Annotated in this window: 23 protein-coding genes and 1 pseudogene; 13 read left to right on the top strand and 11 right to left on the bottom strand. The window is 74.9% G+C overall.

All coding sequences use genetic code 11. The features are described from left to right. Window positions 1-31 precede the first annotated feature (31 nt). Together FN207_RS03400 and FN207_RS03395 are read left to right on the top strand one after the other, a co-directional pair. On the top strand, window positions 32-610 hold the full coding sequence (locus tag FN207_RS03400; protein WP_142456907.1) for a hypothetical protein: 579 nt from the start codon (window positions 32-34) through the stop codon (window positions 608-610). A gap of 64 nt (window positions 611-674) precedes the next feature. Continuing rightward, the gene (locus FN207_RS03395; RefSeq protein ID WP_142456906.1) at window positions 675-1,415 is read left to right on the top strand and encodes a GAF and ANTAR domain-containing protein; all 741 of its coding nucleotides are present in this window, start codon (window positions 675-677) and stop codon (window positions 1,413-1,415) included. A gap of 2 nt (window positions 1,416-1,417) precedes the next feature. On the opposite strand, the gene FN207_RS03390 is transcribed toward FN207_RS03395, so the two are convergent. Then, complete coding sequence (locus tag FN207_RS03390) at window positions 1,418-2,230, bottom strand: exodeoxyribonuclease III (protein ID WP_142456905.1); 813 nt, start codon at window positions 2,228-2,230, stop codon at window positions 1,418-1,420. A 221-nt stretch (window positions 2,231-2,451) separates the two neighbouring features. Between FN207_RS03390 and FN207_RS03385 the strand changes: the two genes are divergently transcribed. Then, window positions 2,452-4,041 carry an LCP family protein gene (locus FN207_RS03385; protein ID WP_142456904.1) on the top strand — a complete coding sequence of 530 codons (1,590 nt, stop codon included), beginning with the start codon at window positions 2,452-2,454 and terminating at the stop codon, window positions 4,039-4,041. A 17-nt stretch (window positions 4,042-4,058) separates the two neighbouring features. Here FN207_RS03385 and FN207_RS03380 read toward each other — a convergent pair whose 3' ends face one another. Both FN207_RS03380 and FN207_RS03375 read right to left on the bottom strand, forming a co-directional pair. Further along, window positions 4,059-4,451, bottom strand: a complete 393-nt coding sequence (locus tag FN207_RS03380; RefSeq protein ID WP_142456903.1) for a VOC family protein — start codon at window positions 4,449-4,451, stop codon at window positions 4,059-4,061. Between the two features lie 10 nt (window positions 4,452-4,461). Beyond that, complete coding sequence (locus FN207_RS03375; protein WP_142456902.1) at window positions 4,462-4,731, bottom strand: ArsR/SmtB family transcription factor; 270 nt, start codon at window positions 4,729-4,731, stop codon at window positions 4,462-4,464. 127 nt (window positions 4,732-4,858) lie between these two features. Here FN207_RS03375 and FN207_RS03370 point away from each other — a divergent pair, with 127 nt between their 5' ends. Further along, a complete protein-coding gene (locus FN207_RS03370) occupies window positions 4,859-5,080 on the top strand; it encodes a hypothetical protein (protein ID WP_142456901.1) in 222 nt (73 codons plus the stop codon). Window positions 5,081-5,173: 93 nt separating this feature from the next. Then, window positions 5,174-5,377, top strand: a complete 204-nt coding sequence (locus FN207_RS03365; protein WP_142456900.1) for a hypothetical protein — start codon at window positions 5,174-5,176, stop codon at window positions 5,375-5,377. Window positions 5,378-5,493: 116 nt separating this feature from the next. Here the strand turns inward: FN207_RS03365 and FN207_RS03360 are convergent, their stop codons facing one another. The 4 genes from FN207_RS03360 to FN207_RS03345 form a co-directional block, all read right to left on the bottom strand. Continuing rightward, window positions 5,494-6,705 carry an acyl-CoA dehydrogenase family protein gene (locus FN207_RS03360; protein ID WP_110907010.1) on the bottom strand — a complete coding sequence of 404 codons (1,212 nt, stop codon included), beginning with the start codon at window positions 6,703-6,705 and terminating at the stop codon, window positions 5,494-5,496. 137 nt (window positions 6,706-6,842) lie between these two features. Then, window positions 6,843-7,295, bottom strand: coding sequence for a DUF4383 domain-containing protein (locus FN207_RS03355; RefSeq protein ID WP_142456899.1), 453 nt, complete (start codon window positions 7,293-7,295; stop codon window positions 6,843-6,845). Window positions 7,296-7,513: 218 nt separating this feature from the next. Further along, window positions 7,514-9,163: a carbamoyltransferase family protein gene (locus FN207_RS03350; RefSeq protein WP_142456898.1), complete on the bottom strand. Its 1,650-nt coding sequence runs from the start codon at window positions 9,161-9,163 to the stop codon at window positions 7,514-7,516. A 109-nt stretch (window positions 9,164-9,272) separates the two neighbouring features. Next, complete coding sequence (locus FN207_RS03345; RefSeq protein ID WP_142456897.1) at window positions 9,273-9,764, bottom strand: MarR family winged helix-turn-helix transcriptional regulator; 492 nt, start codon at window positions 9,762-9,764, stop codon at window positions 9,273-9,275. 146 nt (window positions 9,765-9,910) lie between these two features. On the opposite strand from FN207_RS03345, the gene FN207_RS03340 reads away from it, so the two are divergent. Then, a complete protein-coding gene (locus FN207_RS03340; RefSeq protein ID WP_142456896.1) occupies window positions 9,911-10,561 on the top strand; it encodes an FMN-dependent NADH-azoreductase in 651 nt (216 codons plus the stop codon). A 33-nt stretch (window positions 10,562-10,594) separates the two neighbouring features. Here the strand turns inward: FN207_RS03340 and FN207_RS03335 are convergent, their stop codons facing one another. The 4 genes from FN207_RS03335 to FN207_RS03320 all read right to left on the bottom strand — a co-directional run bounded on the left by FN207_RS03335 (window position 10,595) and on the right by FN207_RS03320 (window position 15,253). After that, window positions 10,595-11,986, bottom strand: coding sequence for an amidase (locus tag FN207_RS03335; RefSeq protein WP_142456895.1), 1,392 nt, complete (start codon window positions 11,984-11,986; stop codon window positions 10,595-10,597). A gap of 4 nt (window positions 11,987-11,990) precedes the next feature. Further along, a complete protein-coding gene (locus FN207_RS03330; protein WP_142456894.1) occupies window positions 11,991-12,191 on the bottom strand; it encodes a hypothetical protein in 201 nt (66 codons plus the stop codon). A 66-nt stretch (window positions 12,192-12,257) separates the two neighbouring features. Beyond that, window positions 12,258-13,970 carry a RecQ family ATP-dependent DNA helicase gene (locus FN207_RS03325; RefSeq protein ID WP_142456893.1) on the bottom strand — a complete coding sequence of 571 codons (1,713 nt, stop codon included), beginning with the start codon at window positions 13,968-13,970 and terminating at the stop codon, window positions 12,258-12,260. A 68-nt stretch (window positions 13,971-14,038) separates the two neighbouring features. After that, the gene (locus FN207_RS03320) at window positions 14,039-15,253 is read right to left on the bottom strand and encodes a DUF2786 domain-containing protein (protein ID WP_142456892.1); all 1,215 of its coding nucleotides are present in this window, start codon (window positions 15,251-15,253) and stop codon (window positions 14,039-14,041) included. A 120-nt stretch (window positions 15,254-15,373) separates the two neighbouring features. Between FN207_RS03320 and FN207_RS03315 the strand changes: the two genes are divergently transcribed. The 7 genes and pseudogenes from FN207_RS03315 (at window position 15,374) to FN207_RS03290 (ending at window position 19,480) form a co-directional block, all read left to right on the top strand. Then, window positions 15,374-15,769 (top strand): TOBE domain-containing protein, encoded by a 396-nt coding sequence (locus FN207_RS03315; protein WP_142456891.1) that lies wholly within the window; start codon window positions 15,374-15,376, stop codon window positions 15,767-15,769. 43 nt (window positions 15,770-15,812) lie between these two features. Then, window positions 15,813-16,589 carry a molybdate ABC transporter substrate-binding protein gene (gene modA / locus FN207_RS03310; protein ID WP_142456890.1) on the top strand — a complete coding sequence of 259 codons (777 nt, stop codon included), beginning with the start codon at window positions 15,813-15,815 and terminating at the stop codon, window positions 16,587-16,589. Further along, complete coding sequence (locus tag FN207_RS03305; protein WP_221888011.1) at window positions 16,586-17,380, top strand: ABC transporter permease; 795 nt, start codon at window positions 16,586-16,588, stop codon at window positions 17,378-17,380. Before modA ends, FN207_RS03305 begins: the two co-directional genes overlap by 4 nt. Before the next feature lie 29 nt (window positions 17,381-17,409). Then, window positions 17,410-17,853: pseudogene (locus tag FN207_RS27495) on the top strand (ATP-binding cassette domain-containing protein); the annotation flags it as partial. A 120-nt stretch (window positions 17,854-17,973) separates the two neighbouring features. Continuing rightward, window positions 17,974-18,429: a TOBE domain-containing protein gene (locus FN207_RS27490; RefSeq protein ID WP_425459842.1), complete on the top strand. Its 456-nt coding sequence runs from the start codon at window positions 17,974-17,976 to the stop codon at window positions 18,427-18,429. Between the two features lie 47 nt (window positions 18,430-18,476). Continuing rightward, a complete protein-coding gene (locus FN207_RS03295; RefSeq protein WP_142456888.1) occupies window positions 18,477-19,058 on the top strand; it encodes a nucleotidyltransferase family protein in 582 nt (193 codons plus the stop codon). Then, window positions 19,055-19,480: a molybdenum cofactor biosynthesis protein MoaE gene (locus FN207_RS03290; RefSeq protein WP_246065720.1), complete on the top strand. Its 426-nt coding sequence runs from the start codon at window positions 19,055-19,057 to the stop codon at window positions 19,478-19,480. The genes FN207_RS03295 and FN207_RS03290 overlap by 4 nt, the downstream gene beginning before the upstream one ends. The last annotated feature ends 40 nt before the right edge of the window (window positions 19,481-19,520 follow it).

The raw sequence follows: 19,520 nt of genomic DNA, 5'->3' as shown, positions 1-19,520 counted from the left end.
CCGACTCCTCCCGAGAACGAGAGAAGCCCCCGTGAAGCTCCGCACGACCCTCGCCACCGTCCTCCTCGCCGCCGTCGTCCCCGTCGCCGCCGCCTGCGGCACCACCGCCGAGGCCGCGTCCACCACGACCAGCAGCACGAGCGGCTCCGCCGCCAGCGACAGCTCCACCACCGACACCGGCTTCCCCGGCGGCGGCGGTCAGGGCGGTCCGGGCGGTGTCGACGTCTCCTCGGTGACCACCGAGGAGCAACTCGTCGAGCTGGTCCAGGAGGCCTACGGCGACGCGGGCCTCGACCTGCACCGCGGCCACCAGCCCGTCCAGGACGTGCTCGACGAGGTGCTGGCGATCAGCCACGACGAGCTGCACGTCCGCATGGACGCCGGGCAGAACCTGGCCACCGTCGCCGAGGACGTCGGCGTCGACCCGCAGACGCTCGTCGACGCCCTCGTCGAGTCTTGGAGCCCGGCCATCGACGACCTGCTCGCCGCCGGCACCATCACCGAGGACGAGGCCGAGCAGTACCGCGCCGCGCTGGAGGAGGCCTTCACCTTCCGGGTGGACTGGGACGGCGAGGAGGCCACGCCCACCTTCACCGGCCTCGCGGCCTGACCGCACCACAGCCACCGGAGCGCACGGAGGCAACGGGGTGTTGCGCCGCGAGTAGGGTCCGGAGATGGTCGACGCCGACGGCACTCCTCGGGACGCCGCGACCTCCGCACCGCAGCTCGGCGACGTGATGAGTCGCGTGGCCCGGCAGCTGCAGGACGAGCACGGCGACGTGGAGGCCACGCTGCAGGCCATCACGACCACCGCGGTCCGGGTCGTGCCGAACGCCGGGGAGTGCAGCATCAGCTACGTGACCGGCCGGTCACGGGTCGAGCCGCGCGCCTCCAGCAGCGACTGGCCGCGGGAGCTCGACGCGCTGCAGGGGCGGATCGGGCAGGGGCCGTGCCTGGACGCGGTGTGGGAGACCGAGGTGGTCCGCGTCGACGACGTCGCCGCGGATCGGCGTTGGCCGGACTTCGCGCGGCAGGCGTCACAGCTGGGCGCCGGCAGCATGCTGTGCTTCCAGCTGTTCGTCACCGGTGACCAGCTCGGCGCGTTCAACCTGTACTCCCGTACTCCGGGCGCCTTCGACGACGAGAGCCAGGATGTCGGCCTGATGCTCGCCGCGCACGCCGCCGTCGCCCTGGCCGGCGCCGAGCACGAGAGCGACCTGCGGGCGGGGATGGGCAGCCGGGACGTCATCGGGCAGGCGAAGGGCATCCTGATGGAGCGGCACAAGCTCACCGCCGACCAGGCGTTCGGCGTGCTCACCCGGGTGTCCCAGCAGCTCAACCGGAAGCTGGTCGACGTCGCCGGCGAGCTCGCCCACACCGGCGCGGTGCCCGGCAGCGGTCCCCGCCGGGACTGACCTCAGGCCTCCTGGTCGGCGAGCTCGACCACCACGGGGGCGTGGTCGCTGGCGCCCTTGCCCTTGCGCTCCTCGCGGTCGATGAGCGCGCCGGTCACCCGGCCGCCCAGCGCGGGGGAGCCGAGGACGAAGTCGATGCGCATGCCCTCGCGCCGGGGAAAGCGCAGTTGCGTGTAGTCCCAGTAGGTGTAGACCCCGGGACCGGGCGCGAGCGGCCGGACGACGTCGGCGTACCCGGTCTCGACGACGGCGCGGAAGGCCTCCCGCTCGGGCACGGAGACGTGCGTCGAGTGCGAGAACACGCTCATGTCCCAGACGTCGTCGTCCTGTGGCGCGATGTTCCAGTCGCCGACCAGCGCGACCTGGGCGGCCGGGTCGGCGGTCAGCCAGCCGCCGGCCGCGGTGCGCAGCGCGGCCAGCCACTCGAGCTTGTAGTCGTAGTGCGGGTCGCCGAGCTGGCGGCCGTTGGGCACGTACAGGCTCCACACCCGCACCCCGCCGCACGTGGCGCCCAGCGCCCGCGCCTCGGCGGCGGGTTCGGCGCCCTCCTTCGCCGTCCACGTCGGCATCCCGGGGAAGCCCACCTCGACGTCGGCCAGCCCGACGCGGGACAGCACCGCGACGCCGTTCCACTGCGAGTAGCCGACGTGCGCGACCTCGTAGCCGAGCTCGCGGAAGCGCGCTTGCGGGAACTGGTCGTCGCGGCACTTGGTCTCCTGCAGGGCCAGGACGTCGACGTCGCGCCGCTGCAGCCAGGCGGTCACCCGGTCGACCCGGGTCCGGATGGAGTTCACGTTCCAGGTCGCGAGGCGCACGGTCCCCGAGCCTATGCGGCGGCCGCCGTCACCGCCGGAGCTCACCCGGACACCGGTCGTGACCAGGGGAGACACAACTCACGCCCGATCGGGTGCCCGCGCCGGTCAGCGGGTAGGCAGAGCCCCGTGACTGCCAGCCGCGAGTGGGACCATGGCGCGATGAGCAGGCCCTGGACCCGTGCCTCCGCGACGGGCCGAGTGGCCTGCACCCGGGTGCGCCCGTGAGCGACGACCCGGACGTCACCCGGCCGATCGGGAGCGCGCCGCCCCTCCCGCCGGTCCCCGGGTCGCAGGCAGCGGAACGGCGGCGTGCCCGCCGGCAGCGCCCCGAGAAGCGGCCGCTGGCCGCGGTGCTCGGCCTGACCGTCGCCAATGCCGTCGTCCCCGGCACCGCGTTCCTCGCCTCCGGACGGCGGCGCCTCGGCGCGGCCGTCCTCGTGCTGTTCGCCCTGCTGGTCGCCGGCGGGATCTGGCTGGCCACCGCGGGCCGGCGCACCGCGGTGCGGCTGGCCGTCGACTCCGCCTCGCTGAACTGGCTCGTCGCCGCCCTGGCGGTGCTCGCGGTCGCGTGGGTCCTCGTCGTCGTCACCGGCTACCGGTCGCTGCTGCCGCGGCGCAGCTCGGCTCCCCGGCACGCCGTCGGCGCGGTCCTGGTGGCCCTGCTGGTCGCCGGGATCGCCTATCCGGCGTACCGGGTGGGGGAGGTGGCCATGGCGCAGCGCGGCCTGATCGAGGGTCTCTTCGCCGACGACCGCGAGTCGGCCACCGTCGAGGACGTCCCCGACCCGTTCGGCAACCGGGAGCGGATCAACGTCCTGCTGCTCGGCGGCGACGGCGGCGAGGGTCGCGAGGGCGTGCGCACCGACACCGTGATCGTGGCCAGCATCGCCACCGCCACCGGTGAGACGACGCTGTTCAGCCTGCCGCGGAACCTGGAGGACCTGCCCTTCCCGGCCGACAGCCCGCTCGCCGCGATCTACCCCGAGGGCTTCGAGTCCGGCAGCGAGAGCGAGAGCCTGCTCAACTCGGTCTACCGCAACGGCCCGGCCGACCACCCCGGCGTCCTCGGCGCGACCGACGACCCCGGCGCCGACTTCCTCAAGCTCGGCGTCGGCGAGGCCCTCGGCCTGGACATCGACTACTTCGTGCTGGTCAACCTCGACGGCTTCAGCCGGCTGGTCGACGCGCTCGGCGGCATCACGGTCAACGTCAACTACTACGTGCCGATCAACGGCATCACCGGCCAGGAACTGCCGGACGACTACATCGCACCGGGCGCGAACCAGCACATGGACGGCTACACGGCCCTGCAGTTCGCGCGGGGCCGCTACGGCCTCACCGACTACGACCGCATGGACCGCCAGCGCTGCACGATCAAGGCGATCATCGACGAGGCCGACCCGATCACCCTGCTCGACCAGTACCAGGAGCTCGCGGCCACCACCCAGGACATCGTCAGCACCGACATCCCCCGCTCGGCGCTCGACGACTTCGTCGACCTGGCGTTCCTGGTCAAGGACGCCGAGGTCCGCAGCGTCGTCTTCGACACCAGCCTCATCGACCCGGCCTATCCGGACTACGACCTGATGCGGCAGATCGTCAGCGACTCGATCGACCCCGCGACGTCGACGGCCCCGCCGCCCGCGCCGGGTGACTCGGCCGCGGGCTCCGACGGCGACACCGGTGCCGGGCAGACGCCGGCCCCGCCGCCGGCCGACCCGGCGGCCGACGTCGGCGACGCCTGCGCCTACGACCCGGTGCAGGCCCAGGCCGCGCTCGACGAGGGCGAGCCGCCGTCCAAGAACGGCTGAGGCCGCCGTCCGGACGGTCAGACCGCCGGGACGCTGGCGATCTGGACGAGGTTGCCGCAGGTGTCGTCGAGGACGGCGGTGGTCACCGGGCCCATCGCCAGGGGCTCCTGGGTGAAGCGCACCCCGAGGGCCTTGAGGCGCTCGGTCTCGGCGTGCACGTCGGCGACGGCGAACGAGGTGATCGGGATCCCGTCGGCCACGAGCGCCTGCTTGTAGGGGGCGACCGCGGGGTGGTCGCTGGGCTCCAGGACGAGTTCCACGCCGTCGGGGTCCTCCGGCGAGACCACGGTCAGCCAGCGGTGCTCGCCGAGGGGGACCTCGGTCTTCTTCACGAAGCCGAGCACGTCGGTGTAGAAGCGCAGCGCCTGGTCCTGGTCGTCCACGTGGATGCTCGCCAGGTTGATCCGCACGGGGTCCTCCTCAGGGTCCGGTCCGCCACCGGTCGGTGATGGCCTTCAGGGGCGAGGTGTCGAGGGAGTGGAAGGTGTAGCGCCCCTCCCGCCGGCGCCGGACCAGGCCCGCCTGCTCGAGGACGTCGAGGTGCTGCGAGACGGCCTGCCGTGAGGAGCTGAAACCCCGGTGCAGCAACCGGGTGCACAGCTCGAACAGCGTCTGGTCGTCCCGCTCCTGCAGCTCGTCGAGCAGAGCGCGCCGGGTCGGGTCGGCGAGGGCCTTGAACACGTCGCCCACGCCGGGACGATACGCAAGTCCTCACTTGCCTGTCCAGCCCGCCGTGGCCCGCCGTGGCCCGCCGCCCGTCGTCTGGTTGGCTCGGCGGCGAGCGCCGGTCGGGGACCGGCGGAGGAGCGGAGGCGACATGGGCGGCGGTCGGGCACGGCGCGGCGACGGCGGGACGACGGCGCGGCGGGAGCGCCTGGTCGCGCTGCTGGTCCTCGGCATCGCGGTGGTGCTGCTGGTGTCCTCCCCGACGTGGTTCGCCAGCGACCGCACCGTCGTCGGCGTCGCGCAACTGGTGGTCGGCGTCTTCCTGCTCGCCGTCGGGGGGTTCCTGCTCCGCCGGTCGCGCACCGCGCACTGAGGCGGTTGCGGCACCGTTGCGCCCGGTTGCCGCTGGTCGGTGACGCGCACCACACTCCGGGGGACCCAGCGGGCCCCAGGACGGAGGAAGCGCATGAAGGTGGACAAGCAGGAACTGGTGAAGGTGCTGCGCGCCGAGGGTGACAACGACCGCGCCGACCAGCTCGCCGGGGGCGACCTGCCCGACGAGATCGACACCGACCAGCACGCCGACGCGCTGGCCGCCGTCGGCCTGGACCACTCGACGCTGCAGGCGAAGCTCGCCGGCGGCGCCATCGGCGGCAACCTGCAGATCTGATGTGAGGACCCCGTTCTCCCCACCCTTCGCACGCTCAGGGGGGACCCGGAACGGGGCCGAGTGCAGGACGGGCCGGCACCCCCAGAGGGTGCCGGCCCGTCGTCGTGCGCGGTTCTCTAGCCGACGTAGGGGCGCTCGCGGGCGAGCTCCTCCTTGGCGACACCGCGGATGTGCACGGCGTCGGGGCCGTCGACGATCCGCAGCGTCCGTGCGCTGGCGTAGAAGCGGGCCAGCACGGTGTCGTTGCTGACGCCCGCGCCGCCGTGCACCTGGATGGCGCGGTCGATGACGTCGAGCGCGACGCGGGGTGCGGCGACCTTGATCGCGGAGATCTCGGTGCGGGCGCCCTTGGCGCCGTACTTGTCGATCAGGTCCGCGGTCTTGAGCACGTAGAGGCGGGCCTGGTCGATCTCGATCCGGGACAGGGCGATCGCCTCCCGCACGGTGCCCTGGTCGGCCAGGGGGCGGCCGAAGGCGACCCGCTTCTGGGTCCGGTCGACCATGAGCGCCAGCGCCCGCTCGGCCATGCCGATGGCGCGCATGCAGTGGTGGATGCGGCCGGGGCCGAGCCGGGCCTGGGCGATCATGAAGCCGTCACCCTCACCGGAGAGGATGTTGGACACCGGCACCCGGACGTCGGTGAACCGCAGCTCCGAGTGGCCGTGCTGGTCCTGGTACCCGAACACCGGCAGGTGCCTGACGATCTCCAGGCCCGGGGTGTCCCGGGGCACCAGCACCATCGACTGCTGGCGGTGCGGAGCGCCCTCGGGGTCGGTCTTGCCCATGACGATGAAGATCTGGCAGCGCTCGTCGGCGGCACCGCTGGTCCACCACTTGCGGCCGTTGATCACGTACTCGTCGCCGTCGCGGACGATCGACGTCTGGATGTTGCGCGCGTCGGAGGAGGCGACGTCGGGCTCGGTCATCGCGAAGCCGGAGCGGATCTCCCCCTCCAGCAGCGGGTCGAGCCACCGCTGCTTCTGCTCGGGGGTCCCGAACAGCATCAGCGTCTCCATGTTCCCCGTGTCGGGGGCCCCGCAGTTGGTGGCCTCGGGGGCGATGGTGGGGGACCAGCCCATGATCTCGGCGACCGACGCGTACTCGAGGTTGGTCATGCCCCCGAGCTCGTGGTGGAAGAGGTTCCACAGCCCGCGGGCGCGAGCCTCCTTCTTGAGGTCCTCGAGCACCGGCGGGTGGCCGTGGTCGTCGTGGCCGCGGGCGGCCCGCCACTCCTCGTAGACGGGCTCGGCGGGGAACACCTGCTCACGCATGAAGTCCCACATCCGGCCGCAGACGTCCTCGGCTCGGGCGGAGAGGGCGAAGTCCATGCGTCGGAAGGTAGCCCGCCGAGTGACCGCCGTCGCACCTGGGTCACCTGGTCTCCGCGTCCCCGGACGGCAGGAGCCGGGTGCCCGCCGTGCTGGCGGGTACCCGGCTCCTCCGGTGCCGGGCGGAGTGCTGCTGCTCAGACGCGCGAGGAACGGGCGACCGTGCTGGTGACCGGGCCGAGCGCGATCACCAGGCCGATGACCGCGGTGGCGATGTGCAGGACGTTGTCCGCGGCGTTGATGTTGAGGAAGTCCCAGTCCTCCCCCGCGGCGATCAGGCCGTACACGAAGGCCGCCCCGTAGCCGACGGCGAGCAGCCAGCCGTAGGTGCGGGCGCCGGCCAGCGTGCGCGACAGCGCGATGCCGGCGATGCCGATGACGACGTGCACGACGTTGTGCAGCGGGTTGATCATGAAGAACAGGAGCGTGTCCGTGTTGCCGTCGGCGGTGCTGTTGCTGACGAACCCGTCGAAGCCGGTGATGAAGAAGCCGACGATGCCGACGAGGAGGTAGACCACCCCGAAGGCCAGGGCGAGTGTCTGGGGCCAGGTCATCCCCGGCCGCGCGCCGGTGTTCCCCGTGGAAGCCATCGTGTCCGTTCCTCCGCGTGTGTGGGGCGCCGCCGCCGTGGCGGGCGCCGATCTCCGCTACCCCCCGGCATCCGGCGGTAACGGCGCTCCCCCGTCCGGGGGACGCGTCGTTGCCGGATCGTCACCGTGGTGGTGGCCGGGCACCCGGTGTTCGCGGGACCTCGCGGGACCGGTTCACCCCTCGCCCGTCCGGGGGAGGGACGAGGGGCGGTCCGGGCCTACTCGGGGCGGGGCGTGCGCACCGGCCGGCGGACGACGAACGGGCCGATGGCCAGCAGGTCGACCGGGGCCGAGCCGAAGCACTCGAGGGCGTCGCGCGGGTCGTCGACCATCGGCCGGCCGGCGGTGTTGAGACTGGTGTTGACCACCACCGGGATGCCGGTGCGGCGCTCGAAGGCCGCGATCATCCGGTGCACCAGCGGCTCGGTCTCGGCGTCGATGGTCTGGATGCGGGCGGTGCCGTCGACGTGGGTGACCGTGGGGATGCGGTCCTTCCACTCCGGCGCGACGTCGTGCACGAAGAGCATGTACGGCGAGGGGATCGGCCCGCGGCTGAAGATCTCCGGCGCCCTCTCCAGCAGCACCATCGGCGCGACCGGGCGGAACTGCTCGCGGCCCTTGACGTCGTTCATCCGCTCGAGGTTGGCCTCGAAGCCGGGGTGGGCGAGCAGCGAGCGGTGGCCCAGCGCGCGCGGGCCGTACTCGCTGCGGCCCTGGAACCAGGCGACGATGCCGTTGTCGGCGAGCACCTCGGCGACGGCCTCGGCGACGTCGTCGGGACGCTCGTAGTCGACCGCCGCCGTCTGCAGCCAGCGCTCGATCTGGTCGTCGCCCCAGCCGCGGCCCAGCGCCGCACCGGGCATCGGCTCGGTGCGCTCGCCGAGCTCGGCGGCCACGTGCAGGGCCGCGCCGAGCGCCGTCCCGGCGTCGCCGGCGGCCGGCTGCACCCAGACCTGCTCGAACGGGCTCTCGGCGAGGATGCGGGTGTTGGCCACGCAGTTGAGCGCGGTGCCGCCGGCCATGGTGAGGGTCTTCTCGCCGGTCTGCTCGTGCACCCAGCGGGCGAGGTCGACCAGCACCTCCTCCAGCCGCGTCTGGACACTGGCGGCGAGGTCGGCGTGGTCCTCGGTCCACTGGTCGCCCTTGCCCAGGCGCGGCGCGAACTCGGCGAAGTCGATCGTCTCGGTGACGAACCCGCCGTCGCCGGTGGCGCGGATGAGCTCCGAGAGCTCGCCGAGGAAGCGCGGCTTGCCGTAGGAGGCCATCGCCATGACCTTGAACTCGTCGGAGCTGCGCAGGAACCCCAGGTGGTCGGTGAGGTCCTCGTACATCAGGCCGAGGGAGTGGGGGAGCGCCTGCCCCGCGAGGATCTCCAGCTGCCCGTCGACGTAGCGGCCGGCCAGGTGGCTGTGCGCCTCGCCGCGGCCGTCGAGGACGAGCACCGCGTTGTCCCGCTGCGGCGCGGCCTTGCCGGCGGAGGCGGCGTGCGCGACGTGGTGCTTGACGAAGCGGACCTTCGCCGGGTCGAGCCCCGGCAGCGCGTGCGCCAGGAAGTCCGGCGCCATCTCGGCGTACCGCTTGCGCATGGTGTCGCCGTCGTCGAACAGGCCCGACTCCTCCGGCGTGCCCATGAGCGCGGGGTCGAAGGAGTAGGCGACGGCGTCGAGCTCCTCGGGGCGGATGCCGGCCTCGGCCAGGCACCAGGCCGCCGACAGCTCGGGCAGCTCCCAGGCGCTCCAGGGCAGTGGCCGCTTGCCGTGCTTGCGCCGGCTGAAGCGCTCCTCCTCGGCCGCGGCCACGACCCTGCCGTCGACGACGAGCGCCGCCGCCGGGTCGTGGTAGATGGCGTTGATGCCGAGGACCTTCACGTGCGCTCTCCTCCCGCTCCGGGCGAGGCGCCCGGCTCTCCAGCCTTGATCATCGACGGGGAGCCGCGGTCCCGCAGGGCGAGCCGGCCGGAGACCCCGGTCGGGGGACTCAGACGCAGGAGCCCGACGGGGGTGCGGCGGCGGCGAAGGAGCCGGAGGCCAGCCGCTGCAGCGTGCGCACGAGGTGCTCGCGGTCGCCGGCGGGGAGGTCGGCCAGGAGCTCGTGCTCGACCCGGGCCAGCTCGGGCTCGACGGCCGCCAGCCAGGAGCGGCCGGCGTCGGTGATCTCGGCCAGGCGGGCGCGCCGGTCGTGGGCGGACGGGCGGCGCACGGCCCAGCCGGCCCGCTCCAGCGCGTCGAGGGCGGAGGTGACCGTCGTCTTGTCCAGGCCGGCGGCCGAGCCGAGGGCCAGCTGGGTCGCCGGCGGGCAGGCGGCCAGCAGCCGCAGGACGACGACGCTGCGGAGGCTGCCGCCGTGCCGGCGGGCCACGTGGTCCAGGGCGCCGACGAGGCCGCTGCCGACGCGCTGCAGCAGCCAGGTGAGGTCCTCGGCCAGCGCGGAGTCCAGGGCCGCCACGCCGGGGTCCTCGGTCGCCGTCACGCCGTCCACGGTACCGAGCCGGTCGAGCAGCCGTCCGTTCCAAGAACTTCTTGACACAGAACATCCCACAGCGGAACGTTGTGGCCACCCCGCCGGCAGCGCCGCCACCCGGGGACACCCTCCGTTCCTCTCCCTGGGAGACCGCCGTGACCCTGTTCCGCCTGGACGCCACCATCCGTCCCGAGAGCTCCGCGAGCCGCGAGATCGCCGACGTCGTCGAGGCCGAGTGGCAGCAGTCCCACCCCGGCGACGCGGTCGTCCGCCGGCACGTCGGCCTCGACCCCCTGCCCGCCGGCGCCTGGGCGGCGGCCGTGTCCGGCGCGGGGACGCCGGAGGCCCTGCGCAGCCCCGAGCAACGCGCCGCGCTGGCGCTCAGCGCCGCCCTGGTCGACGAGCTGACCTCGGCCGACGCGGTCCTGCTCGCCGTGCCGCTGTACAACTTCGGCGTCTCCCAGCACGTCAAGGCGTGGATGGACCTGGTGATCGCCGACCCGCGGGCCGCCGGTGGCTCCGCGCCGCTGCTCGCCGGGACGCCCACCGTGCTGGCCACCGTCCGCGGCGGGGCCTACGGCGCGGGCACCCCGCGGGAGGGCTGGGACCACTCCACGGCCTACCTGCGCCGGATCCTCGCCGACGTCTGGGGGGCCGACCTGACCGTCGTCGAGCGGGAGTTCACGCTGGTCGGCGTCAACCCGGCGCTGGACGCGTTCACCGACGCGGCGGCCGAGATGCACGCGACGGCGCTGAGCGCCGCGCGCGAGGCCGGCCGGGCGCTGGGCGCGCTGCCGGTCGGCTGACGGCGCGGGTGCAGCGTCGGCGTGAGCGTCCTCCTACAGCGGGGGGCGCCGGGACCCCCAGTCGGTCGCGGTCTCGTACGCCTGGCCCACGCGCAGGACGCCTCCCTCGTCGAAGGGCCGGCCGATGACCTGCAGCCCGATCGGGAGCCCGCCCGACGTGAAGCCGCACGGCACGGACAGCGCCGGCAGGCCGGTGACGTTCCCCGGGGCCGAGTGGCCGACCCAGGCGTCGATCACCGCCTTCTCCCTCCCGCCGGGGAAGGTGAAGGTCCGCTGCCCGACCGCGGCCGCGGCGGCGGGCAACGTCGGGCACACCAACGCGTCGATGCCCTCGAAGGCCCGGCGGAACGCCTGCTGCACCAGCGTGCGGACGCGGAGGGCCTTGATGTACTGCGTGGCGAGCACCGTCTCGCCGGCGTCGAGGAACACCCGGACGTCCTCGGTGTACTTCTCCCCGGAGTGCCGCAGCATCTCCTGGTGGTAGGCGCTGGCCTCGGGCACGAGGACCCCGAACTCGACGGCCATCATCTGGTCGGCGTAGGGGATCTCGACATCGCGCAGCGTCGCCCCCTGGGCCTCGAGGACGCCGATGGCCTCCCGGACGGCCGACTCAACCTCGGGGTCGACGTCGTCGAAGAAGTAGTTGGTCGGGACTCCCAGCGTCAGCCCACGGACCCCGGCGTCCAGGTCGGCGGTGTAGTCGGGCACCGGCTCCTTCGCCGATCCCGGGTCGCGGGCGTCGAAGCCGGCGAGGACCTGGAGGGACAGGGCGGCGTCGCGCACGGTGCGGGTGAGCGGGCCGGCGTGGTCGAGCGACCAGCACAGCGACGTGATCCCGTACCGCGAGACCCGGCCGAAGGTCGGCTTGAGCCCGACGGTGCCGCACACCGACGACGGGATGCGGATCGACCCGCCGGTGTCGGTGCCCATCCCCACCAGGCACTCGCCGGCGGCCACCGCCGCGCCGGACCCGCCGCTCGAGCCGCCGGGCACGCGACCGGTGTCCCACGGGTTCCTCGTCGTCGGGGTCAGCACGCCGTAGGCGAACTCGTGCGTGTGGGTCTTCCCGACCACGACGGCGCCGGCGTCGCGGAGCCGGGCGACGCAGGCCGAGTCCTCCGTCGCCCGGTGGTCGGAGCGGACCGCCGAACTCGACGTCGTGGGCAGGCCCGCGACGTCGTAGAGGTCCTTGATGCCCACCGGGATGCCGTGCAGGGGACCGCGGTACCCGCCGCCGGTGATCTCCTGCTCCGCCTGCCGGGCGGCCTCCAGTGCCTGGTCGGCGGTCACGACGACGAAGGCGTTGAGCCGGTCCTCGACCTCGGCGATGCGGTCGAGCGCGGACTGCACGAGGTCGACCGGGGACAGGGCGCGCTGCTCGATCTGCCGGGCGGCCTCGGCGATGGTGAGCTCGGAGGGCTGCACGTCCTCACTCCCACCGCGCGTCGAAGGCGGAGGCCGGCGGCGTCTCGCCCACCGCGATCTCGTCGAGGCTGTCGTAGAGCCCCAGGACCATGGTCACGGCGGGTCCCGCGGCCGTCCGGCGTTCGGTGGTGAGGTCCAGGCGCGCGTGGGCGAGCAGCTGGTCGAGTGCCTCGTCGCCGAGCGGTGACCGTGGTGTCGATGCCATGTGCCGCCTCTTCCTGGTCGGGTCGTGTGACGTGGCGCACAGCATGCCCGTCGGGGTCCTGCGGCGTCAGGCGCTGCGGACCTGCAACAGGTCGTTGGCCTCCACGGCCTTGAGCGCGAGCGTCTTGTAGCCGACCTCCTCGAACAGCACGACGACGCGGTCGTCCTCCACCCGCATGACCACGCCCGGGCCCCACTCCGTGTGGACCACGGGGGTCTCCGGCGGGAAGGGGGTGTCGGCGTCGCCGCCCGCGGGCTGCTCGTGGGAGGTGCCGGCCGAGCAGTTGTCGCAGTTGCCGCAGGGCTCCTCGAGCTGCTCGCCGAAGTAGCCGAGCAGGTACTGCCGGCGGCACTCGGTGGTCTCGGCGTAGCCGCGCATCATCTCCACGCGGCTCTGGTCGACCCGCTCGTGGTGCTCGGCCAGCTCGCGCGCCGCGGCGGCGGCCTCGCCGGGCGGGGGCGCGCCCTCGGCCGGGTGCGCGGCGCCCTCCTCGTCGAGGACGACGGCCGACACCTGCTCGAGCAGGTTGAGGTCGCGCGCCAGCGGGGTGGCGCCGCGGCCGGTCTCCTCGCGCAGCTGCCTGACGTCGACGCCCTCCTCCACGCCCGCCGCGGGCGCGGCGGCGACCAGCCCGGCGACCTGCTGCAGCTCCTCCTCGGCGGGGGCCCCGGCGGCGAAGAACCGGCGCAGGCCGAGGTCCTCCTGCCGGTAGACCAGCACCGCCAGGGCCGCCTCGCCGTCGCGGCCGGCCCGGCCGATCTCCTGGTAGTAGCTGTCGACGGAGTCGGCCGGCTCGGCGTGCACGACGAAGCGGGTGCCGGGCTTGTCGATGCCCATCCCGAAGGCCGTGGTGGCCACGACGACGTCGAGCTCGTCGTCCATCCAGGCGCGCTGGGTGTCCTCGCGCTCGCTCTTCTTCAGGCCCGCGTGGTACGGCCGGGCCCGGAGGCCGCGCTCGGTGAGCGCCTCGGCGAGGTCGAGCGTGCCCTTGCGGGTGGCGCTGTAGACGATGCCCGGGCCGCGGCCGGCCTCGACCTCGGCGACCGCGCGGTCGATCACCGCGCTGCGCTTGGCGTGCGCGTCGGCGTGGTGGTCGACCTCCAGGCGGATCTCGGGGCGGTCGAAGCCGGCGACGACGACCTCGGCGTCGCGCATCGACAGCCGCTCGACGATCTCGGCGCGCACCGGCGGGGCGGCGGTGGCGGTGAGGGCGAGCACGGTCGGGTGGCCCAGCTGCTCGACGACCTGCCCCAGCCGCAGGTAGTCGGGGCGGAAGTCGTGCCCCCACGCCGACACGCAGTGCGCCTCGTCGACGACGAACAGCGCGGGACCGGCGTCGCGGACGGCGTCGACCACCTCGGGCTTGGTCAGCTGCTCGGGCGCCAGGAAGAGGAAGCGGACCGTTCCGTCCCCGAGGCCCTCGAGGGCGGCGCGCTGGTCACCGGCGGACAGGCTGGAGTTGAGCTGCGCGGCCCGGCCGGCCTCCTCGCCGAGCTCGGCGAGCCGCTCGACCTGGTCGCGCTGCAGCGCGATGAGCGGCGAGACGACCACGACCGGCCCGTCGAGCAGCTGCCCGGCGACCTGGTAGACCGCGCTCTTGCCGGCGCCGGAGGGGAGCACCGCCAGCGTGTCCCGGCCGGACAGCACGGACTGCATCGCCCGCTCCTGGCCCGGGCGGAAGCCGTCGAAGCCGAGGACGTCGTGCGCCGTCTCGCGCAGCCGGCGGGTCCGGACGGAGGCCGAGCCGCCGGCGGGGTGGGGACTGGGGGTGCGTGACACCGGGCCCCACTCCCCGGAGGCCGAGATCGGCAAACGGAACGCCGGTGCCCCGGCCGCCGGGCGGGATCTCACCGCAGGTGCGCGCGGCGGGTGCCGACGTCGGCGGAGTCCGCGGCGATGCGGCCGGCCCAGAAACCCGAGCCGTCGACGGAGGCGCGGCTGCGGCTGCTGCGCACGCGCGGGAACAGCTCGGCGAACGCGTCGTCGACGGCGACCTGCCTCGAGCGCAGGACCGGCAGCAGGTCGACGCCCTGCTCGGCCGCGGCCTCCCGGGTCGCCCGCTCCCGGGCACTGGTCAGCCGCTCGCCGATCCGGCCGGCGTAGCCGAGCAGGAACGCCCGCCGGAACGCGCGCGACGCCGACCGCCGGCCCGCCGCCCGCTCGGCCGCGCCGAGGGCCTGGCCGACCTGCAGCAGCAGCGAGGTGAACAGCAGCTCCACCGCGTCGAGGTCGGCCGCGACCCCGACGAGCGTGGCGATGCCCAGGCCGCGGTACCAGACCAGCCGCACGCCGTTGGCGTCGGCGACCGCGCCGAGCAGCTGGACCTTGGCCTGCACGTACGGGTCCTCGACGTGCACCCGCCGGGTCGCCACGTCCGTGCGCGCCTGCGGTCCGCCGGCCAGGAGCGCGGTGTCGACCGCGTGCCGGGTCATGAGCTCCTGCGCCTTGGCGGTGAGCGCCTCGGCCTCGTCCGGGAACTCGGTGGACTCGGCCTTGGCCAGCAGCGCCCGGATCCGCCGCAGCACGCGGGCGTCGTCGGGGGCGGCGGCCGCCGCGCGTCGCGTGCCCGGGCCCCAGCGCGACGGTGGCGGGACGAGGACCTCCAGGCGCGCGGTGGTCCGCAGCAGCCCGGCCAGGCGCAGCACGGTGCGCCACGCGTCCAGCGGCGGCCGGCCCTCCCTGCGCTGCCACGCGCCCACCACCCCGGGATCGGGATCGCCCGCAGCCGCCACCCCGAGCTCGCGCAGCTGCTCGAGCCAGGCCTCCGGCGCGCGGGCCGCGGCATCCGTGCGGCGCGCGTCCTCGGCGATGAGCGCCACGACCAGCGGCACCGCGGCGGCGGTCGCCTCCTTCCGCGCGGCGTGCACCACGTCGGCCGGCTGCCACCCGCGCTCCCACGTGTCGGCGAGGGCGGCCAGCAGCTCGCGCGTGACGGCGCCCGTGCCGTCGACCACCGGGGAGCGCGCGGCCAGGGTGGCGGCGAGCTCCGACGCCACGCCGGCGTCGGTCAGCAGGCCGCCGCGGGCGCGGAGGAGGTCGGTCAGCCAGGCGTCGTCGAACACCCCCCGATGGTCGCGCCGGTACCCGCCGCGGTGCGGGACCGCCTGTGGACGCCGGCCCGCCGTCCACCGCCCGCGGCGTGGGGTCGGGTCCTGTCGTACCGGCGACTAGGGTCGCGCGGCGTGAGCGCGCGCTACCGGATCGCCGAGGCCGCGGCGCTGCTCGGCGTCAGCGACGACACGGTGCGGCGGTGGATCGACAGCGGTCGGCTGCCGGCGTCCCGGGAGGGGAGCGGCCCGGCGCACGTCGACGGCGCCGACCTCGCCACCCTCGCCACCGCGCTGCACGAGGCGCCCGAGCCGGGCACCACCCGCGGGTCCTCGGCGCGCAACCGGCTGGCCGGCATCGTCACGCGCGTCGTCCGCGACACGGTCATGGCGCAGGTGGAGATCCAGGCCGGGCCGTTCCGGCTGGTCTCGTTGATGTCCCGCGAGGCCGCCGACGAGCTGGGCCTCGAGGTGGGCGTGCGCGCCGTCGCCACGGTCAAGGCGACGCAGGTGAGCGTCGACGTCCCGTAACGCTCTCCGCACCCGCGGGGGTTGTGCGGCTACTGTCCCGCGCATGCGGAGCGGACGGATCGCGGCGGGGCTGGCGGCGGTGACCCTGGCGGTCACCGGGTGCGCGGACGCGGGGGCCACGGCGTCGGGGGACGACGGCGGTCCCGGCGGCACGCTCACCGTCTTCGCCGCCGCCTCGCTCACCGACGTCTTCACCGACCTCGGGCAGCGGCTCGAGGAGGAGCACGACGGCCTGACCGTGCAGTTCAACTTCGCCGGCAGCTCCGCGCTGGCCACCCAGCTCACCCAGGGCGCCCCGGCCGACGTCTTCGCCGCGGCCAACGACGCCCAGATGGCCGTGGTCACCGACGCCGGCCTGGCCGACGGCGACCCGACGGTCTTCACGGGCAACGTCCTGCAGATCGCCGTCCCCGCGGGCAACCCCGCCGGCGTCACCGGCCTGGCCGACTTCGCCCGCGAGGAGCTCGCGCTGGCCGTGTGCGCCCCCGAGGTGCCGTGCGGCACGGCCGCCGAGGACGTCTTCGCCGCCGCCGGCGTGACCCCGCGGCCCGACACCCAGGAGGAGGACGTCCGCGCCGCGCTGACCAAGGTCGAGCTCGGCGAGGTCGACGCCGCGCTGGTCTACGCCACCGATGTCACCGCCGCCGGGGACGCCGTCGAGGGCATCGCCGTCCCCGAGGCCGAGGACGCCGTCAACGACTACCCGCTCTGCACGCTCGCGGCCGCGCCCAACCCCGGGGCGGCGCGGGCCTTCGTCGACCTGGTGCTCTCCGACGAGGGACAGCAGGCGCTCGAGGACGCGGGCTTCCGCACCCCGTGAGGCGCGCCCGCACCCCGGCGCCGCTGCTCGTCCCGGCGGCCCTCGCCGTCGTCTTCCTCGTCCTGCCCCTCGTCGCGCTGCTGGTCCGGACGCCGTGGTCGCAGTTGGGCACCCTGCTCGTCGCGCCCGGCGTCGGGCAGGCGCTGCGGCTGTCGCTGGTGTCGGCCACGCTGGCCACCGCGGTCTCCGTCGTCCTCGGCGTGCCGCTGGCCTGGGTGCTCGCGCGCAGCAGGGCGCGCGGGCGGGCGGTGCTGCGCGCGCTGGTCACGGTGCCACTGGTGCTGCCGCCCGTGGTGGGCGGCGTCGCGCTGTTCCTCGTGCTGGGCCGGCAGGGCATCGTCGGGCGCTGGCTGGACGAGGCGTTCGGGCTGACCATCCCGTTCACCACCGCCGCCGTCGTCATCGCCGAGACGTTCGTGGCCATGCCGTTCCTGGTCATCAGCGTCGAGGGGGCGCTGCGGGCCGCCGACGTCCGGTACGAGGACGCCGCCGCCACCCTCGGCGCCGACCGCTGGACGACGTTCCGCCGGGTCACCCTGCCGCTGGTGGCCCCGGGCGTCGCCGCCGGCGCGGTGCTCTGCTGGGCGCGGGCGCTCGGCGAGTTCGGCGCCACCATCACCTTCGCCGGCAACTTCCCGGGGACGACGCAGACGATGCCGCTGGCGGTGTACCTGGCGCTGCAGCGCGACCCGCAGGCGGCGATCGTGCTCTCGCTGGTGCTGCTGGTCGTCTCGGTGGCCACGCTGCTGCTCCTGCGTGACCGCTGGCTCGGGCGGGGAGCCGCGGCATGAGCCTGTCGGCGCACGTCGTCGTCCGCCGGGGTCCGCTCACCGTCGACGTCGAGCTCGGGGTCGCCGACGGGGAGGTGCTCGCCGTCCTCGGCCCCAACGGCGCGGGGAAGTCCACGCTGCTGCGGGTGCTCGCCGGCCTGCTCGCCCCCGACGGCGGCCGGGTCGCCGTCGACGGCACCACCTGGGACGACGTCGCCGCGCGGGTGCACCTGCCCGCCCACCGCCGGCCGCTCGGGATGGTGTTCCAGGACTCCCTCCTGTTCCCGCACCTGTCGGTGCTGGACAACGTCGCCTTCGGCCCCCGCACGCGGGGCGCCTCCCGGACGGCGGCCCGGACCGCGGCCGCCGCCTGGATCGAGCGGGTCGGGCTCGACGGGCTCGGCGACCGGCGGCCCGGTCAGCTCTCCGGCGGGCAGGCCCAGCGGGCGGCGCTGGCCCGCGCGCTGGTCGGCGACCCCGCGCTGCTGCTGCTCGACGAGCCGCTCTCGGCCCTGGACGCCCGCACCCGGCTCGCCGTCCGCGCCGAGCTGCGCCGGCACCTGGCCGACTACGCCGGGAGCACGGTCCTGGTCACCCACGACCCGGTCGACGCCATGGCGCTGGCCGACCGCGTCGTCGTCGTGGAGGACGGCCGGGTGGTGCAGGCGGGGACGCCGTCCGACGTCGCCCGCCACCCGCGCACCGACTACGTCGCCCGCCTGGTCGGGCTCTCGCTGCTGCCCGGGACCGCCGACGCGCTGAGCGTGCGCCTAGACGGCGGCGGGGTGGTGGCCGTGGCCGAGCCCGCGCAGGGCCCGGTGCTGGTGGCGGTGCGCCCCGAGTCGGTGGCGCTCTACCCGGCGCGCCCGGAGGGCAGCCCGCGCAACGCCTGGCTGCTGACCGTGGCCGGCGCGACGCCGCACGGCGCGACGGTGCGCTGCGAGCTCGACGGGGAGGTGCCGCTGCTCGCCGACGTCACCGCGACCGCGTTCGCCGAGCTGGGCCTGGCCCCCGGCTCGGCGGTGTGGGCGGTGGTCAAGGCCTCCGAGGTCACCGTCTACGCCCGCTGAAGAGCGACAGAGATGGCCACTTCTGTCGCTCTGGCAGGGTGGCCGGGGTGAGCACGGTGGCCGGTCTCGTCCTCGCCGCGGGCGGGGGACGCCGCTACGGCATGCCCAAGGCGCTGGTCGAGTACGGCGGCAGCCTGCTCGTGGAGCGCGCGGTGCGGACGGCGCGGGCGGTGTGCGACCCGGTGCTCGTCGTCCTCGGCGCCCGCGCGGTCGACGTCTGGCAGACGGCCGACCTGACCGGCGCCACGGTGCTGGCCAACCGCGACTGGGAGACCGGCATGGCCTCCAGCCTGCGCACCGGCCTCGACGGGCTGCGCGGCTGGCCGGGCAGGGTGGACGCCGCGCTGGTCACCCTCGTGGACATGCCGGGCATGACGCCGGAGGCGCTGCGCGCGGTCGCCGCGCACGCCGCTCCGGACGCGGTGGCGGTGGCCACCTACGACGGCGTCCGGGGGCACCCGGTGCTGCTCGGCCGCGACTCCTGGGCGGAGGTGGCGGCGACGGCGACCGGCGACGAGGGCGCCCGCCGCTACCTCGCTGCGCACGCCGTCACCGAGGTCGACTGCACCGGCCTGGCCGACCCGGTCGACCTCGACGTGCCCCCCGGCGGGGTAGCTTCGGGCCCGTGATCGCCGGCCACCTGATCGCCAGAGTCGTCGACGAGCCGCTGTCGGTCGCCGAGCACGAGCAGGCGGTGGCCGACGCCGGTGCCGGCGCCGTCGTCTCCTTCGCCGGCGTCGTCCGGGACTCCGACGGCGGCCGGTCGGTGACCGAGCTGGAGTACGTCGGCCACCCCACCGCAGAGCAGGTGATCACCGAGCTGGCCCAGGAGTTCGCCGCCCGCCCCGGGATCCGCGCGGTCGCCGTCTCCCACCGGGTCGGCCTGCTGGGCATCGGCGACGTCGCCCTGGCCTGCGCGGTCAGCTCCGCCCACCGCGGCGAGGCCTTCACCGCGTGCGCCGAGCTGGTCGACGAGGTCAAGAAGCGGCTGCCGATCTGGAAGCGCCAGGTGTTCACCGACGGCGACGAGGAGTGGGTCGCCTGCCCGTAGGCGTTCCGTCGCGTCTCGGTACCGGAGCTGCCCGTCACCT

The organism is Geodermatophilus aquaeductus (assembly GCF_900182545.1).
Taxonomy (GTDB): Bacteria; Actinomycetota; Actinomycetes; order Mycobacteriales; family Geodermatophilaceae; genus Geodermatophilus; species Geodermatophilus aquaeductus.
This window is presented reverse-complemented; position numbering and strand designations above follow the sequence as displayed.

Coding starts and splice junctions, on each gene's coding strand:
- FN207_RS03395 (WP_142456906.1), top strand. CDS start 675: ATGGTCGACGCCGACGGCACTCCTCGGGACGCCGCGACCTCCGCACCG.
- FN207_RS03370 (WP_142456901.1), top strand. CDS start 4,859: ATGGGCGGCGGTCGGGCACGGCGCGGCGACGGCGGGACGACGGCGCGG.
- FN207_RS03365 (WP_142456900.1), top strand. CDS start 5,174: ATGAAGGTGGACAAGCAGGAACTGGTGAAGGTGCTGCGCGCCGAGGGT.
- FN207_RS03360 (WP_110907010.1), bottom strand. CDS start 6,705: ATGGACTTCGCCCTCTCCGCCCGAGCCGAGGACGTCTGCGGCCGGATG.
- FN207_RS03355 (WP_142456899.1), bottom strand. CDS start 7,295: ATGGCTTCCACGGGGAACACCGGCGCGCGGCCGGGGATGACCTGGCCC.
- FN207_RS03330 (WP_142456894.1), bottom strand. CDS start 12,191: ATGGCATCGACACCACGGTCACCGCTCGGCGACGAGGCACTCGACCAG.
- modA (WP_142456890.1), top strand. CDS start 15,813: ATGCGGAGCGGACGGATCGCGGCGGGGCTGGCGGCGGTGACCCTGGCG.
- FN207_RS27490 (WP_425459842.1), top strand. CDS start 17,974: ATGGCGCTGGCCGACCGCGTCGTCGTCGTGGAGGACGGCCGGGTGGTG.